At 31.2% G+C, this 17652-nt stretch carries 19 protein-coding genes and 1 pseudogene; 15 read left to right on the top strand and 5 right to left on the bottom strand.

The annotated features are described in order from the left end of the window. The 5 genes from M9Q43_RS13715 to M9Q43_RS13735 form a co-directional block, all read right to left on the bottom strand. A partial coding sequence (locus tag M9Q43_RS13715) for a BT4734/BF3469 family protein (protein ID WP_316044647.1) occupies positions 1 to 390 on the bottom strand: 390 nt, incomplete at its 3' end. 2 nt (positions 391 to 392) lie between these two features. Beyond that, on the bottom strand, positions 393 to 668 hold the full coding sequence (locus M9Q43_RS13720) for a helix-turn-helix domain-containing protein (protein ID WP_262318292.1): 276 nt from the start codon (positions 666 to 668) through the stop codon (positions 393 to 395). A gap of 3 nt (positions 669 to 671) precedes the next feature. After that, a complete protein-coding gene (locus M9Q43_RS13725; RefSeq protein ID WP_262319431.1) occupies positions 672 to 959 on the bottom strand; it encodes a helix-turn-helix domain-containing protein in 288 nt (95 codons plus the stop codon). Between the two features lie 101 nt (positions 960 to 1060). After that, positions 1061 to 2275 (bottom strand): hypothetical protein, encoded by a 1215-nt coding sequence (locus M9Q43_RS13730; RefSeq protein ID WP_262319432.1) that lies wholly within the window; start codon positions 2273 to 2275, stop codon positions 1061 to 1063. A gap of 51 nt (positions 2276 to 2326) precedes the next feature. Then, positions 2327 to 3559, bottom strand: a complete 1233-nt coding sequence (locus M9Q43_RS13735) for a tyrosine-type recombinase/integrase (RefSeq protein ID WP_262319433.1) — start codon at positions 3557 to 3559, stop codon at positions 2327 to 2329. Between the two features lie 458 nt (positions 3560 to 4017). Here M9Q43_RS13735 and M9Q43_RS13740 point away from each other — a divergent pair, with 458 nt between their 5' ends. The 15 genes and pseudogenes from M9Q43_RS13740 to M9Q43_RS13810 all read left to right on the top strand — a co-directional run. After that, positions 4018 to 5265: a site-specific integrase gene (locus M9Q43_RS13740; RefSeq protein WP_262319434.1), complete on the top strand. Its 1248-nt coding sequence runs from the start codon at positions 4018 to 4020 to the stop codon at positions 5263 to 5265. A 60-nt stretch (positions 5266 to 5325) separates the two neighbouring features. Beyond that, positions 5326 to 5703 (top strand): hypothetical protein, encoded by a 378-nt coding sequence (locus M9Q43_RS13745; protein WP_262319435.1) that lies wholly within the window; start codon positions 5326 to 5328, stop codon positions 5701 to 5703. Between the two features lie 182 nt (positions 5704 to 5885). Next, a complete protein-coding gene (locus M9Q43_RS13750) occupies positions 5886 to 6758 on the top strand; it encodes a DUF3347 domain-containing protein (RefSeq protein ID WP_262319436.1) in 873 nt (290 codons plus the stop codon). 6 nt (positions 6759 to 6764) lie between these two features. Then, positions 6765 to 7229 (top strand): TlpA family protein disulfide reductase, encoded by a 465-nt coding sequence (locus tag M9Q43_RS13755; RefSeq protein WP_026726779.1) that lies wholly within the window; start codon positions 6765 to 6767, stop codon positions 7227 to 7229. 1 nt (position 7230) lies between these two features. After that, the gene (locus tag M9Q43_RS13760; protein WP_262319437.1) at positions 7231 to 7728 is read left to right on the top strand and encodes a heavy-metal-associated domain-containing protein; all 498 of its coding nucleotides are present in this window, start codon (positions 7231 to 7233) and stop codon (positions 7726 to 7728) included. After that, positions 7728 to 8546, top strand: a complete 819-nt coding sequence (locus M9Q43_RS13765) for a hypothetical protein (protein ID WP_262319438.1) — start codon at positions 7728 to 7730, stop codon at positions 8544 to 8546. The genes M9Q43_RS13760 and M9Q43_RS13765 overlap by 1 nt, the downstream gene beginning before the upstream one ends. A gap of 18 nt (positions 8547 to 8564) precedes the next feature. Further along, positions 8565 to 9305 (top strand): DUF3347 domain-containing protein, encoded by a 741-nt coding sequence (locus M9Q43_RS13770; RefSeq protein WP_262319439.1) that lies wholly within the window; start codon positions 8565 to 8567, stop codon positions 9303 to 9305. Between the two features lie 12 nt (positions 9306 to 9317). Continuing rightward, entirely contained in the window at positions 9318 to 9878 is a 561-nt protein-coding gene (locus M9Q43_RS13775; RefSeq protein WP_262319440.1) for an AraC family transcriptional regulator, read from the top strand. Positions 9879 to 9957: 79 nt separating this feature from the next. Beyond that, positions 9958 to 12378: a heavy metal translocating P-type ATPase gene (locus M9Q43_RS13780; RefSeq protein WP_262319441.1), complete on the top strand. Its 2421-nt coding sequence runs from the start codon at positions 9958 to 9960 to the stop codon at positions 12376 to 12378. 16 nt (positions 12379 to 12394) lie between these two features. Beyond that, on the top strand, positions 12395 to 12616 hold the full coding sequence (locus tag M9Q43_RS13785) for a heavy-metal-associated domain-containing protein (protein ID WP_262319442.1): 222 nt from the start codon (positions 12395 to 12397) through the stop codon (positions 12614 to 12616). Between the two features lie 4 nt (positions 12617 to 12620). Next, positions 12621 to 13493 (top strand): DUF2911 domain-containing protein, encoded by an 873-nt coding sequence (locus M9Q43_RS13790; protein WP_262319443.1) that lies wholly within the window; start codon positions 12621 to 12623, stop codon positions 13491 to 13493. Positions 13494 to 13549: 56 nt separating this feature from the next. Then, positions 13550 to 15814 carry a multicopper oxidase domain-containing protein gene (locus M9Q43_RS13795; protein WP_408611269.1) on the top strand — a complete coding sequence of 755 codons (2265 nt, stop codon included), beginning with the start codon at positions 13550 to 13552 and terminating at the stop codon, positions 15812 to 15814. A gap of 223 nt (positions 15815 to 16037) precedes the next feature. Further along, positions 16038 to 16877, top strand: a complete 840-nt coding sequence (locus M9Q43_RS13800) for an RteC domain-containing protein (RefSeq protein WP_262319444.1) — start codon at positions 16038 to 16040, stop codon at positions 16875 to 16877. A 116-nt stretch (positions 16878 to 16993) separates the two neighbouring features. After that, on the top strand, positions 16994 to 17296 hold the full coding sequence (locus M9Q43_RS13805) for a helix-turn-helix domain-containing protein (RefSeq protein WP_262319445.1): 303 nt from the start codon (positions 16994 to 16996) through the stop codon (positions 17294 to 17296). Between the two features lie 172 nt (positions 17297 to 17468). Next, positions 17469 to 17652 (top strand): annotated as a pseudogene (locus M9Q43_RS13810) (transcriptional regulator); the annotation flags it as partial.

Here is a 17652-nt window from a genome sequence, read left to right on the forward strand (position 1 = left end):
AATGAATACTTTTAAACCTTCGTTACTTGGACTTATAAATGATGCAAACGTGTATCTACAGCCATTTACAAGCGTTACAAGATTGTTTATTTCAGTTAAGGGTATATCATCAAAATCTAAACATACTACTTGTGAATAGGTAACTATATTTGCTTTGGTTCTGCTTTCTCCAAATGTTCCAGAAGTTGTAAAACCTAATAAATTACTTTTGATTTCTTCGGCTGTTTTTTCATCTCCTTTATGCAAAGCATATCGGATTGAATTTATTTCACTTTGATATTTATCGGATTTGATTTCCTGTAATACTTCTAAAAGATTTCTTTCTCCTAAATTGTATTTGAACTCTTTATAAACACTAACCATCAGTTTACTATTTGCTATCTGTTCCATTACTACTTAGAATTATAGTTATCATTTAGTAATCTTTGGATATCTGAAAGTCTGTAATAGATTTTATTACCTACTTGCGAAAACTCGATAATCTTCTTGTTTCTCCATTCCTGTGCTGTTCTTTTACTGATATTCATTAGTTTCATAAATTCACCGTTATCAAAAAAAACATCTTCGGGATCTAATTTGCCACCCAATTTCATTTGTGCAACTAATAAGGCAACACTATCGTCTAACCTTTTTAATACTTTTTCGGCATCGTCATAAAAATTATTCATGGCTTACTTTTTTAATAGGGTTAAACATTCCATTATTTCACTCTTTTTGTAGTAACGTCTTGCACCTATGCCATAGGCTTTGACTTTACCATTGTTTGTCCATGCCCAAAGTGTGCTACTATCAATTTTAAGAAATTGGCAGGTTTCTTCTCTGGTCATTAATTCTTCTGAATTGTCTTTTGTTTGAATTTCCTTTTGAAGTTCAAGAATACCGTTTCTAACGGATGTACCTATTAGCTGTTGAAGTTGCTCAACAGTTAAGGTTTGAAGTAAAATTGCATTGTTTTGCATGACTTGTTATATTTAAGATTAACAAGTCAAAGGTTGGAACGAGGTCGTGTTGTGGATTGAATGAAATCGTGTGTTTTATGACACGGTTGTTTTGAGCTCTTTTAAATTCTATTATAAATGCCTTCTCTCAAATCGTTATTACCTAATTGACTAATTGGTTTAAGCCTATCTAGATGTATTTCAAAAGAGGATAAGAAATCAATAAACTCTAATTGCTTTAAGTCTTTGTAAATAAGATGGTCTTTTTTCATCCTATGAAATACAAAGCTATAATTTGCTAAATTTTGATTGGACTTTTCAAATTCATCATAAAGATTTTTGAATTTTATATAAGCACCAACGCTTGTGAAAATTCTAGGATATGGATTATCTTCACTTGGTAATTTGTTTTCCGTTTCTTTACTTTCAACTTTTACTACTACCGGGCTTTTGGTTGTAGGTTTCATTAAATCAGAAATTGTTTTTTTTCTTGTTTGTTCTTCAACTTCATCTGGAGTTTGAAAAGAATTAAATTCTTCAATTCTGTCCCAAGCTATTGAAGTTATTACATCACAATCATGGCAAAACGCTTTATTGTTGTAAGCTTTTACATTATCAAAGTTTGTTTTATCATAATCAACTCTGATTTGTTCTGTTAGTCCCCAATATTGCCCAACACGTTTACAGTTTTCATAATTGTAATTTTCTGATTTTCTTGTGAAATAAAACAACTCTGTAAAAGCAGTATTAAAATCAAAATGCTTGTAATCGTTTATTGTGCCTGACATGAAAGCTTCCAATTTGAAAAAAGCATCATTAAGTTTCTTAACTACTTTATCATAATTTAATTCGCTATCGTTTGGAATATCAAGGAATGATTTATAAGTGAAATAACTATTTACATCACAAACCCCTTGAACAAAGTCTTTTAAAGGTTTGTAATCATAACCTAAACTTTCAATAACACTTTCAAATTGATAACGCTCTAAATCTTTAATATCACTGTTTACTAATTCTTCAAAAAGCTCATAGTATTCAGTATATAGAAAATTTTTAGTGATGATTTCTCGTAATTCTTCAAATTCAGTATTTAATGGGTCGGGAGTTGTTAAAGCATTAAGATAACCTGCAATGATTGGATTGCATTTACTTAGTCTTTTTTTGAATTTCTGAACCTTTTTAGTAGTTATAGTTTGTTTTTCGGCATCATCAGAACATAGAGAATAGTCAAGTCTGCCCAAGTCTCTTTCTTGCTGCTCAATGCTGAAAATTTCCATGTTTACAAAATCCAACAGGAAGTCTAAAACTTCCTGTTCTTTATCGCTTAACTTACCCATCAGTTTGCGTAATTATTTAAAAAATGTGAAAGTATGAAAAACCTTTAAAATTTAAAAGTAATTTGTTAACTCCATTGCAATATCCTTGTTACTCTTACCGATGTAAGTTAAAAACATTGCTTCTGTTGTATGCCCTGTAATGTACATTAAAAATGAGGTTGGAATTTTACCATAATTATTAGTTGCAAAGCTTCTTCTTCCAATATGAGAAGAAACCAACAAATGTTTTGGATAATCTTTTGTAACTTTTTCTTTTAGTTTATGATCGAATAATGTGCCGTGAGTAGGAGTGTTGATTTTTGCTTTCTCACATACTTTTTTGATATGTTCATTATAACGCTGGTCTGATATTTTTCTTGGAAAATTACCTTCGTATTTCTTCATTATTTCAATGATTTTTGAATGAAGTGGTATTGTCATTATTTTATCTGTTTTAACCTGTGTAAACTCGATTAATGGCTTTAATTCTCCTGCTTTGTTCTTTTCGTATCTAATCATAGATTTATCAAAACGTAAAAAATCGGAAACCCTTTGACCACAATAACAGCTTATCAATAACCAATCACGTGCATTTTCTAAACCATCGGTTAGATCCTTGCTTTTTAGTTTTTCTATTTCTGCAATTTCCTTTTCATCTAAATAGATATTTTCAACTTTATGATATTTTGCTTTGATGCTATCAAGCTGATAATGTGTTTCTACTCCGTTAGCTTTTGCATGACGGCAAAATGTTTTTATAAAACGAATGTTTCTTGCTGTTGTGTTTGGTGCATAACCAACACTAATGCAATATTTTTCAAAGTCAATTTTGAATTTAGCATCAATATCACGAATGTATAAAACTGATTTTGTGTGTTCTTGATAACGCATTAATAAATGCTTAATAACATTGCACTTTGTAATAGTGCTGCTTTTTACATCGGCTTTTTTAAACTCAATGAAAGTATCAATATAATCTACTAATTTATCTGGATGCTTTTCTTGTTCCTGTGGTGGATTGATAAAATCTTTTAACCATTGAGCATCTATAACCTTGTTGCCCTTGCTTCGGTTGTACTCTTTTAATAGGTCGTTTTTTAATGTTGACAAATCTGTATCCAGGTTTGCAATATCAATATCTTTTAAAGCTTTCTTTGTTGGTCGCTGTTCTGCATCATCCCAATTGATTGGGTCAATATGATAATTTGTTTTAGCTTTGATGTCAAGTGTTCGTCCATCACGTAAACGAATGTAAATTACCGCAGGACTTTTTTTGCTCTGAAGGAGTAGATAAATAGATGCCATATTTTTGCCTTTTTATGTTCCATAAAGATACAAAATCTAGTCCACATTTAGTCCACATTTGTCAAAAATTATCCTAATTTATCCAATATTATCCAATGCCTTTTATTTTAAAAACCTTTGTAAAGTATTGATTTTATTGATTTTTTGTATATAAATAGTAATTTTGATTTTTTATGAGTTTGGAAAGTTGTAGTCCCTCTTTCTCCGCGAGAGAATTCTCAAAATGAACTAAAACCCTTTAAATACTAGTATTTAAAGGGTTTTTTCTTTTTACCATTTAGCCAATTTATTCATTTTTTTGCAAATAATAGGTGCACTTTTGGTGCACCTAGGTAGTGCTCAAAAAAAGTGCACCGATTTTTTTCTTAACCCTTGTAAAATAAGGTGTTCAAAGATTAAACATCTTGACCTATATTGACAATTTTAGTACATTAATTATCAATTTAAAGGTTACCATTATGACAACAAAAATCTCCGTCCTTTTCTATTTAAGAAAATCTAAGGTCAATTCTCAAGGGCTAATGCCAATTTACCAACGCATAACTATCGAAGGAGAACGCTTCGATATTAGTACCGGTCATTTCGTAGAAGAAATGAAATGGGGCACCGAAATGGGCAAAATGAAGGGCAATTCAGAAGAAGCCCGTACAATAAATAGCCGACTTGATTTGCTGAAAAACAAAGTCTATGAAATCGAAAAGCGATTATTCATGGGTGAAATTAAAATCAACCTTGAAAACTTCAAAAACGAATATTTAGGCAAGAAAGCAAGAGATCGTTATTTAATGCCAATATTCGAAGAACACAACCGAAAAATTAAAGAACTGGTTGGGCAAGAATATGCACCTGGTACATTGGAGCGTTATGAAACTTCATTGAAGCATACGAAAAATTTCTTGCTATGGAAATACAACATTTCAGATATTAGTATCGAAAAGATTGACTATTCGTTTATTATGGAATACGAATTCTATTTACGTAGTGTCCGAAAATGCGCCAATAACACTGCGGTAAAATACATTAAAAACTTCCATAAGATTATAAATATTTGCTTGGCCAATGGATGGCTTACGAAGGATCCATTTGCAAATTATAAATCGAAAGTCAAAGAAGTAATTCGTGAATACTTGACCGAAAGAGAAATTCAAGATTTGATGGAAAAAGAATTGGTATCGGATCGTTTAGAATTGGTTCGCGATATTTTCATATTCAGCTGCTTTACGGGATTAGCTTACATTGATGTCAAACAACTTTCAAACGATAACATTGTGCTAGGTATCGATGGCGATAAATGGATAAACAAGAACCGACAAAAAACCGATACGAGTTCTAGAATTCCGATATTACCGACGGCCCAATTCATTATTGATAAATACGCCAATCATCCAGTTTGTGTAAATGAAGATAAATTACTTCCGATATTTTCTAATCAAAAAATGAATGCGTATCTAAAAGAAATTGCAACGGTTTGCGGAATCAATAAAGAACTAACATTCCATATTGCCCGACACACTTTTGCAACTACCGTGACATTGAGTAACGGAGTTCCAATTGAAACCGTAAGTAAAATGTTAGGACATACTAATCTAAAAACAACGCAGCATTACGCTAAGATTTTAGACAAGAAAATTAGTGAGGATATGAAAATACTTAAAGATAAATTTTCAATCAATGTAAATCGACGTAGTTGCCAAAACTCTATTTAACAATATTTTATACAAACAACAATTCATTTTTTATACATTTGTGATGTTTTAAAATTAAAAATGAAAAAATATCACATAATATTAATAGTTTTACTAGGCATGTTTTTAATGCCTAGTACGGCTATGGCTTGTGGTAACTCTAATTCAAAACATTCTTGTGAAAAAGAAGTTTCATCTAAAAAAACTGAAAAGAAATGTTATTGTAGTAATGACAGTTCTGAAAGCAAAGATGAAAATGGATGTAAAGGTGATTGTGGTCATGCAAATTGTGGTTGTTCTATGACTTGTCCTTCTTCTTCAATCATTTTTATACCAGAAATTACTTTTAAAATTAACTTTATTCAATATTCTTCAATAGAGAAAGTTAAGTTTTCATACACGGCACCATCAATCTCAGATGGTTTTCATTCTATTTGGCTAATACCTAAAATAGGCTAAATTCTTTTTTTGACAGCCATTAGTGTGTCAAATTTATAGCATTTTGCTATCAGATTAATCATCAGTTTACTTTCCGTTTTTATTTTTAATTATTTCAAGCAGATAGACTTGTAAACTGTTATTCATTATTTTTTTATCAACTTATCAAAGGAATTCACTTTGATTACTAATACATTATTAAAATGAAAAATTCATTTAAAAATATAATGCTAGCAACTTTTATATTGCTTAGTATTGCTGTCAATGCACAAATTAAAAATGCAAAAACAGAAACAGTTAAGATTTATGGAAACTGTGGAATGTGCGAAACCAAAATCGAAAATGCAGGAAATATCAAAAAAGTAGCTAAAGTAGATTGGGATCAAGATTCGAAGATGGCCACTTTAACTTATGATACTACTAAAACTAATCCAGACGAAATACTAAAAAGAATAGCATTAGCAGGATATGATAGTGATAAGTTTCTTGCACCAGATGATGTCTATGACAATCTTCATGGATGTTGTCAATATGACAGAGTTGCTAAAGTTCTAGTTAAAGAAGAAATCAAAGTGGAAGAAACTACTGAAATCCATAATAATCATGTAAACCACAATGAAACTTCAAAGATGGTACTTCAAGAAGTTAACCAACTTAAAGTTGTTTTTGATAACTATTTTGTGGTAAAAGATGCTATGATTTCTTCTGATGGTAACACAACTTCAATTGCTTCAAAGGAATTACTAACTGCAATAAACAATGTTAAAATGGACAAATTGGATATGGATGTTCATATGGTTTGGATGAAAGTTGTAAATCAAATTAAAAAAGATACTGAACTGATTTCAAAATCAAAAGATATTAATAAACAACGAAATCACTTTACAACATTATCAAAAGACATTTATTCATTATTAAAAGTTGCAAAGTATGAGGTTCCAGTTTATTTCCAACATTGCCCTATGTACAATGATGGTAAAGGTGCAAATTGGTTAAGTAAAGAAAATGCAGTAAAAAATCCTTACTACGGCTCAATGATGTTAACTTGTGGAAAAACGGTAGAAACTATTAAATAATCTAAAATGAGAAGAATAATTTTTGCATTTTTTTTAATTACTAATATAGCCACTGCACAGATTGATGTTGGAGATACAATACCATCAATAGCATTAAAAAGTACTAGTAATACAGAGGTAAATATTACATCTTTTAAAGGGAAATATGTATTAATTGATTTTTGGGCATCATGGTGTGGTCCTTGCAGATTAGGCAATAAAAAGTTAGTAAAACTACATAATGAAGTTAGTTCAGATAAAATAGAAATAATAGGAATATCAATCGATACAGATACTAATAAATGGCTAAAAGCTGTTGAAAAAGATAAAATTAAATTTACCCAATTGATAGACTCAAAAGGTTTTGATGCTGAAACAGCAATACAATTTGGTGTAGAGGAATTACCATCGAAATTTTTATTCAATGAAGAAGGTGTTCTAATTGCAAAAAATCCAACAGAAGAAGAAATAATTAAATTAATAGAAAAGTAAAATGAAAAAAATAAATAAAGTATATCTAGTAATTGCATCAATCGTTTTGATGTTTTCAATAAAAAGTAATGCACAAATTGTAAAAGCTGAAATTAGAGCAACGGGTTTAACTTGCTCAATGTGTTCAAATGCTATAAATAAGCAACTTAAAGCATTACCAGAAGTTATCAATGTTGAAACTGACTTAAATACTAACACATTCACGGTAACTCTTAAAGAAGGAAATGAATTAAGTCCAAAAACATTTAAGGAAAAAGTAGAAAAAGCAGGTTTTTTTATTGGATCATTAGTGATAACTGCCAAAGCTGAAACCATTAGTAAAAGTCCTTACATTTTAGTAAATGACAAAAAAGACACTACAGAAGTTGTTAAATTTCAAGTAGTTGATAAAGGTTATGTTACAGAAAAAGAGTTTAAAAAATTATCAAAATCATATAAGGACATTTCGACTTATGTTGCAAACAGTGAAGATGATTTTCATATTAAAATTTTAAACTAATGAGAAAGTTTTTTATTTTAATAATATTATTCAGTATTCAAAAAAGTGTAAGTCAAGAACTGTTTCTAATCACAGATCCCGCTAGTAATGTTCCGGCAAACTCATTAGGTGTCAATCTTCTTCAATCACGTTTTAAAGAAGAATTTAAATCAGGATATAGTTATCATCTGATGCCCGAAGTTACATATGGGATTAATAAAAATTTGATGGTTCGTGCATCTGCTTTTGTGAGTAACAGAAGTAATGATTTAGTAACAGAGGGAGGAAGCTTTTATGCCAAATATCGTTTTTATTCTACAGATGATTTAAACAGTCATTTCCGTATGGCAGCTTTTGGAAGATATAGTTTCAATAATGCCGACATACATCAGGAACAAATTGAAGTCATGGGACATAATACGGGTTTTGAATCTGGAATTGTGGCTACTAAACTGATTAAAAAATTAGCAATTAGTTCATCAATTAGTTTTGAGAAAGCTTTTGACAACAAACCAGATTATCCATTTCCAAACGAATTAGGAGATAATGCCACTAATTACACTCTTTCTTTTGGAAAATTAATGTACCCTAAAAAGTACACTAGTTTCAAACAAACCAATATCAATTTAATGGTTGAATTTGCAGGTCAAACCATTAACGAAAACGGTAAATCATATTTGGATGTTGTGCCTGTAATCCAATTTATATTTAATAGTCAGGCTAGAGTAGATGTAGCTTACAGACATGAGTTAATGAGCTCAATGGTGCGTTCGGCGCCAAATGGAGTGTATTTTAATTTGTATTATACTTTCTTCAATTTAAAAAAGCAAAGTAATTAATTTTAAAAATCAATTATCATGAAAACACTATTTATTACAGCGTTGTTAGCAATTACAATAACTTCTTGCAATCATAAAGCAAAAGAAACCGATGGTATAGAAACAAAATCAACTTCGAACGAATTGTATGCTTGTTCTATGCATCCAGAAATTACAGGAAAAAAGGGTGAAGAATGTTCAAAATGCGGAATGGAATTAACGGAGCCTGTACCACAAAAAGAAGCAACACATAATCACAATGATGGTTCACACGAACATAAAGATACAACAACAGTTGAAGCTCAAAATGTTCAGGAAAAGACGGAAGTTTCTCAAGAATCAACAAAACAATTTTCAACATCAGAAATTATTGCTACCTATTTAAAACTTAAAAATGCTTTGACAAAAGATGATACTAAAGCAGCTGCTATAGCTGCAAAAAGTTTATTAGAAACATTTAATAGTACTGATACATCTTCTCTTGATACAAAATTAAAAAATGAACTTTTGAATTTACTAGAAAAAGGTAGCGTTCATGCAAAGCATATCGGAGATAATTCTGGCAAAATTCATAATCAAAGAGAACATTTTATTATGCTAAGTAATAGCATTAATGATTTAATCATAACCTTTGGTTCAAAGCAAAAACTATATCAAGATTTCTGTCCCATGGCAAATGATGGTAAAGGAGCTATTTGGATAAGTGAGGTTAAGGAAATTAAAAACCCTTATTATGGTGCTGAAATGTTGAGTTGTGGTAGTTTGAAAAAGACATTCTAACATAAAAAGGCAATGAAACTCTATATTAAAAATATGGTTTGCGATCGTTGTAAAATGGTTGTTAAAAATGAAATCGAAAATTTAGGATATTCACTAGTAAAAGTTGAATTAGGAGAAATTGAACTGAATCAAGAGATTACAGATATTCAAAAAAAGGATATTAAATTAAATCTTGAGAAGTTTGGTTTTGAAGTAATTGATGATAAAAGAAGTCGAATAATTGAACTTATCAAAAATAAATTAATTGATTTAGTTCAAAATAAAAATGCAGATTTAGATAAAAATCTATCGTTATTTCTCTCAGAAAACCTAAATCAGGATTACAGTAAACTAAGTAATTTATTTTCAGAGATTGAAGGTATTAGTATAGAAAAGTATTTTATAAATCTAAAAATTGAAAAAGTTAAAGAGCTTATTATTTATGATGAATTAAGTTTTAGTGAAATTGCTGATTTACTTAATTACAGTAGTGTAGCACATTTAAGTAACCAATTTAAAAAAATAACTGGTTTTACACCAACGCATTTCAAACAAATAAAAGAAGCTAAACGAACGCAAATCGATAAATTATAAATAGTGTAAATCATTTCCATAATTATACAAGTCAACTTAAGTCAATCATCAGAACTTTGTACCAATAAAACTCATAAAGATGAAAACTGAAACAAGAAAACAGATTTACATTCCTCTTGAAAATGTTGAGAGTGAGCACTGTGCTTTAATAGTTGATAAAGGTATACAGTCTGTAAAAAACATTACAAGTCATACTGTAGAGTTAAATAACAATCGAGCAGTTATTGAAACAGATAAACCTGAAGAAGTTATTCCGAATGTTGTAAAAACTATTCGTGATTTAGGATATGAAGTAACAACAATAAAAAAGACAATTCCGGTGCTTCAAATGACTTGTGCTTCATGTGCGATTAGTACAGAAAGCATCGTAAAATTTTTACCTGGTATTGTTTCATCACAAGTTAATTATGCAACAGCCACTTTAACAGTTGAATATATTCCGAGTTTAGTTACAGTAAATCAAATGCGTCAAGCAGTTCAAAGCATTGGTTATGATTTATTTATTGAGGAAGGAAATGAAAATTCTGAAACTTTAGAAGAACTTCACCAAAAAAAATATAATTTACTAAAAAAGAAAACAATTGGAGCTGTTTTTTTGACATTACCACTAGTATTTATAGCCATGTTTTTTATGGATATTCCTTACGCTAATTACATTATGTGGGTGTTATCAACTCCTGTAATTTTAGGTTTTGGTAAAGACTTTTTTATAAATGCTTGGAAGCAAACTAAACATGGGTCTGCCAATATGGACACACTAGTTGCATTAAGTACAGGTGTTGCTTATATATTTAGTGTATTCAATACTCTTTTCCCAGATTATTGGCATTCAAAAGGATTACACGCTCATGTTTATTTTGAATCTGCAACAGTAGTAATTGCTTTTATTTTATTAGGTAAGTTACTGGAAGAGAATGCTAAAGGAAATACATCTTCAGCAATTAAGAAGTTAATCGGCTTACAACCCAAAACCGTTAACATATTAGATACTGAACAGAATCAAATAGCATTACCTATTGAACAAGTTGAAGTTGGAATGACCATCATAGTTAAGCCAGGAGATAAAGTAGCGGTTGATGGAATAGTAACACAAGGAAGTTCGTTTGTAGATGAAAGCATGTTAAGTGGAGAACCATTAGCTGTTAAAAAGGAAGTAAATGATAAAGTGTTTTCAGGAACAATCAATCAAAAAGGAAGTTTCCAGTTTAAAGCTGAAAAAATTGGTTCAGATACTATGTTGGCTCAAATCATTAAAATGGTTCAAGAAGCACAAGGTAGTAAAGCTCCAGTGCAGAAATTGGTGGATAAAATTGCAGGTATATTTGTACCAATTGTTATAGGAATTGCAATTCTTTCTCTTATATCATGGGTAATTTTAGGAGGTGAAAATGGATTTACACAAGGAATACTTGCTTTAGTGACAGTTTTAGTAATTGCATGTCCATGTGCATTAGGTTTGGCAACTCCAACAGCTATTATGGTTGGTGTGGGTAAAGGAGCTGAGCAAGGTATTTTGATTAAAGACGCTGAAAGTTTAGAATTAGCAAAAAAAGTAGATGCTATAATTCTGGATAAAACAGGAACTATTACCTATGGAAAACCTACTGTAACCAATAGTAAATGGTTGGATGAAAATGATATCTTAAAACAAATATTATTAAGTATTGAAAAACAATCTGAGCATCCATTAGCTGAAGCCGTTGTAAATTATCTAAAAGATATAAATACGGTTCACATACATCATATTGAAAGTCTAACAGGTAAAGGTGTTAGAGCAAATTATAAGGATATCAATTATTTAGTGGGTAATCAAAAACTATTAACCGAAAACCAAATACTAATAGACAATTCCTTAAAGGAACAAGCAGATAAATGGTTGCATGAAGCAAAAACAGTTATATGGTTTGCGGATGACAAAAAAGCTTTAGTAGTTTTAGCTATAGCAGATGAGATTAAAGAAACTTCTATTGAAGCAATTAAGGAATTACAAAAAATGGGTATTGAAGTCCATATGTTAACCGGAGATAATTATAATACAGCTAAAGCTATTGCTGAAAAAACAGGAATTTCAAGTTTCAAAGGTGAAGTACTTCCAAAAGACAAAGCCGATTTTGTAAAAGAACTTCAAGCAAAAGGTAAAATTGTAGCTATGGTAGGTGATGGTATTAACGACAGTACCGCATTAGCTCAAGCCAATGTGAGTATTGCAATGGGGAAAGGAAGTGATATTGCAATCGATGTTGCCAAAATGACAATTATATCATCCGACTTAATGAAAATTTCAACAGCAATAAAACTCTCAAAAAGCACTGTAAATACAATAAAACAAAATTTATTTTGGGCATTTATTTATAATGTTGTAGGTATTCCAATTGCAGCTGGAATTCTTTACCCAATCAATGGTTTTTTACTTAATCCAATGATTGCTGGAGCAGCAATGGCACTAAGTAGTATAAGTGTTGTTGGCAATAGTTTAAGGCTTAAATATTTCAATAATTAATTAAAATCATAAAACAATGGAAAAGAATATTTTTAAATTCAAAACGAATATAAATTGTATGGGCTGTGTCGCAAAAGTTACACCCACATTAAATGAGATTTCTGAGATAGAAAACTGGGAAGTTGATGTCCAAAATAAGGATAAAGTTTTAACTATTGAAACACAATCTTTAAATCAGAATGAAATAGTAGCAGCAGTTGAAAAGGCTGGTTTTAAAATTGAAAAAATAACTAACTAACAAGATGAGAAAAATAATCTTTACAAGCTTTCTATTAATTCAAGCGTTATTAATAAATGCTCAAGAAAAAATTCAAATAAGAACAACATCTGCAAGTCCTGCTTCATCATTTGAACAGGAAGTCGGCAGTGCAAAAATTAAAATAGCCTATAGTAGACCATTAGTAAGAGGCAGAAAAATATTTGGTGAGTTAGTGCCATTTGATAAACTTTGGCGAACTGGTGCAAGTGATTGTACCGTAATTACAACTTCTGAAGATATCTCCTTTGGTAATAGTATATTAAAAGCGGGTAGTTATTCAATATTTTCAATTCCTTCAATTAATGAGTGGACAATAATCATTAATACAGATATAACTTTACATGGTGAAACCGGCTATGATGAGAAAAAAGACGTAATGCGTTTTAAAGTTCCCACAGAAAAAAGTCCCTATTTCTATGAAACATTTACAATTGAATTAAATGACATTAATAGCAAAGGTGAAGCATTTCTAAAAATCTTTTGGGAAAATACTATGGTCAAAATACCAATTAAAAGTAAAGAGGACGATATGTTATTAGCGTTGATAGACCAACATATCGTTAAAGGAAAAACGCAAGATGCCAACTTATTATTTCAAGCAGCCAACTATTATTACAGTACAAATAGAGATTTCAAACAAGCAATTAAATGGCTATTGGATGCTGAAAAGTTAAATCCTCAAAATTTCCATTATCCAAATTTGAGACAAAAAATAGCATCGGAAAACAAAGATTACGCTAGTGCTATTGAAGCTGCAAAAAGGGCAGTATCATTAGCAGATAAGGAAAAAATGAAAAAAAATATAGAAACATTGAACAATAAAATAGCAAGTTGGGAATTGCTATTAAAAAAATAAAATCAAAAATGCTTGATTTTCAAAAATTTGAAATAACTAAAATGAAAATATCAGATATGGATTTACAAAATATTTTTTCAAAAAAAATGTTGCAAATAGTACTATTACTTTTTGTATCACAAATCTTATTCGCTCAAAAAATAGTACGTTACGATTTATACGTTCGCGATACAATTGTTAACTATTCTGGAAAAGAAAAAAGAGCTATAGCAGTCAACGGTCAAATCCCAATGCCAACCTTAACTTTTACAGAAGGCGATATTGCCGAAATTTACGTACATAACGAATTAAATGAAACTACTTCGTTGCATTGGCACGGATTATTTTTACCTAACAAAGAAGATGGAGTACCGAATTTAACCCAAATGCCCATTCAACCTGGCACAACGCATAAATATACATTTCCCATCATCCAAAACGGAACGCATTGGTATCATTCACACTCAGGATTACAAGAACAAATCGGAATGTATGGTATGTTCATTATGAATAAAAAAGAAAACGATCCTACTTTTAGAAAAGGTATCGATGATTTACCAACTGTTCCTTTAATTTTAAGCGAATGGACCGATTTAAAACCCGAAAACGTTCACCGAATGTTACACAACGCTTCCGATTGGTTTGCCATAAAAAAAGGCTCAACACAAAGTTATAGTGAAGCTATCAAGCAAGGACATTTCAAAACCAAATTGGGTAACGAGTGGAAACGTATGAATGCCATGGATGTGAGCGATGTTTATTACGAAAAGTTTCTAATCAACGGAAAAAACGAAAGCCAATTAGCACAGTTTAAAGGAGGCGATAAAGTCCGACTGCGTATTGCTAATGGCGGTGCTTCCTCTTATTTTTGGTTAACCTATGCCGGTGGAAAAATAACGGTAGTAGCTAGTGATGGTAATGATGTAGAACCTGTGGAAGTAAATCGATTACTAATTGCTGTTTCAGAAACCTATGATGTCATAGTCACAATTCCAGCCAATAATACGTCATATGAATTTTTAGCTACTGCCGAAGATAGAACAAAATCCGCATCCCTTTACATTGGAAACGGTATCAAACAATTGATTTCACCTTTGCCAAAATTAAAATATTTTGAGGGGATGAAGATGATGAACGACATGATGAAAATGAACGGTGAGTTAGACGATATGGGAATGAGCATGTCATTAAATCAAATGGATATGAACGTAGTTATGTATCCTGAAATTACGGGTGAAGAAATAGAAAAAAGTAAAGATGCAACTCCTAAAACGGAAATGCATCAAGAACATTCAAAACATAATAAGTATGATGCTAATGCATTGGCGAACATCACCACACTTAATTATGCTATGCTAAAAGCCACAGAAAAAACAGCGCTACCAAAAGATGTAGAAGTTAAAGAACTTCGATTTGAGCTTACAGGAAATATGAACCGTTATGTTTGGAGCATGGACAACAAAGTAATTTCAGAAACCGATAAAATCTTAATTAAGAAAGGCGAAAATGTTAGAATTACGCTCTACAACGGTTCCATGATGCGCCATCCCATGCATTTGCACGGACATGATTTTAGAATCATTAACGGACAAGGGGATTATGCACCTTTAAAAAACGTAATGGATTTAATGCCAATGGAAACCAATGTAATAGAATTCAATGCTAATGTTGAGGGCGATTGGTTTTTTCATTGTCACATCTTGTATCACATGATGGCAGGCATGGGAAGAATTTTTACGTATGAAAATCAAGAACCCAATCCATTAATTCCTAATCCAAAATTAGCCCAACGCAAATTATTTGCTGATGACAGAGCTTTTCACTTTATGGCTGAAAACGATTTTGCTACCAATGGTAACGATGGTATGGCAATGGTACAAAATACCCGTTGGAGTTTAGGTGCAGAATGGAGATTAGGATACAACGATATGCACGGTTATGAAGCCGAATTCCACTTGGGGAGATACATCGGTAAAATGCAATGGTTTATGCCGTTTATTGGTTTCGATTGGCGTTACCGAGATATGGAAGGAGAAGTAGAAAAAAATATATTCGGACAAAAAAACACTAAAGACCACAGAGCCGTTTTCAGTGCCGGTTTTGCATACACCTTACCAATGCTATTACAATTCCAAGCTGAAGTGTTTCAAGATGGAAATCTAAGATTGCAGTTAATGAGAGAAGATATCCCAGTGTCCAAGCGATTGCGAATGGGGTTCATGGTTAATACCGATACCGAATACATGTTAGAAGCAAGATACATCCTAAAACGAAATCTCAGCCTAAGAACCCATTACGATAGTGATATGGGATTTGGAGTAGGGTTAAATCTAAATTATTGAATTTAATATAAACCTATGAAAAACAACGCTACGCTAAGATTTTAGACAAGAAAATTAGTGAGGATATGCAAATATTAAAAGCAAAATTCAATGCTAATACTCAAACTCAAAGTAAATCAGTGAATTACTAAAATTTTGAGAATATTGTAATATTTTTAGTATTTATTTGGCAATAATTTTAATAGATTTTAGTTTAATTTGACAAACTAAAATCTATTTTTTTATGATAACAACTATAAAAAACAACTCTTTGGTAGATTTTGAACACGAACTTTCTCTAATCCTTAACTCAAATTCTAATGAAGTAGAAAAAGCAAAAAAGATTATTATTTTCATAGAAGACATTTTAAAACAATTAACCGACTGGCTTAAACATCACGTCTTCGAAACCGTTCAAGAAGAAATCAAATTCTTCAAAGAAATCAAACCCAACATTGTTGCTAAACTTATTTTCTATAAAGAAATACTTTTACTTGTTGCAACTCTTCCCTTGGACAAGAACAAGAGGGTAAAACATTATGAAAAAAAGGTAGATGCAATCAATCAGTTTCATAGAAAAAACAGAGAATTCATCAAATACATTAAAAGCCAATCCACCCATTTTGATGAATTGTATTTTTCCAGGAAACAGTACAAAGACATTTTTTTAAATGATTGCTCCGTGATTATTCATGATGCTAAAATATGTACTTCGCATGATTTTTTATTAGCGGAAGTAATTGCTTATGAATTACTCGTGTTACACATCGAAAACCGTATTGATAGTTTAAATCAATCATGTGCAATCACCAACAATCAATTCCATTCCAATCTACACTGGACAGCCAAAAAAATCGATTTAATCGAACTCATTTATGCGTTACACGAATTTAACGTTTTTGATAATGGTCAAGCTGATATCAAAGAAATCACCTATGTTTTTGAAAAAGCGTTTCAAATAGAATTAGAAGACAACATCTACGGAAACTTCAATGCTATTAAAAAACGCAAAACAGATCAAACTCGATTTTTAAGTCATTTACAAAAGCTTTTGGAAACTAAAATCGAAAACGATTTAAACTAAAACCTACAAAAAACAACCAAATCATATAAAAATCGTTCCCAAGTTGGTACCAACTTGGGAACTTTTCTTTTTCAAATGCAATTGTTTTGTACCAAATAACTTCAAAACATAGCATTATGAACTTCAATCACAAAGCCCTGTTCCCTGAAACAGACAACATCGAATTACTTAACCACCAAATGGTAACTAAACGAGATTTGCTAAACTTTGGAAATCTACTTTTAAACGAAATCAAAAACTCAAAAACCACCGAAACGCCAACCAAACAATGGCTCAAATCAACCGAAGTCCGTGAAATACTAAAAATTTCCCCAAGCACTTTACAAAGCCTACGCATCAAAGGAATATTAAAGTACAAACGCATCGGTGGAATAATTTACTACAACTACGAAGACATCGTAAAAATGCTAGAAAAGTAATATGAATGAAAACACAAACACCTGTAACGGTACTTGTGAAGTATGTACCTGTAAATCGAAAATTGATTCTGTCATTTCGAGCTTGCCGAGAAATCACCTACATAGCTAGATTAATCTTGAACAAGGTTCAAGCTGCACTAGTCACTAATTACTATTCACTAATCACTCAATCATGAACTACATCAAACACCTAACCGGCTTCTTCGAAAAAGTAAGCGCCGATTACGACCTCAACCCCACCCACATAAGCCTCTACATGGCTATTTTCCAACTATGGAACCAAAACCGCTTTCAAAACCCAATCAGCATTTCTCGTGACGAACTCATGCGTATTAGCAAAATTGCATCTACAGCAA

Origin of the sequence: Flavobacterium odoriferum, from assembly GCF_025499515.1 — a bacterium.
GTDB lineage: Bacteria > Bacteroidota > Bacteroidia > Flavobacteriales > Flavobacteriaceae > Flavobacterium > Flavobacterium odoriferum.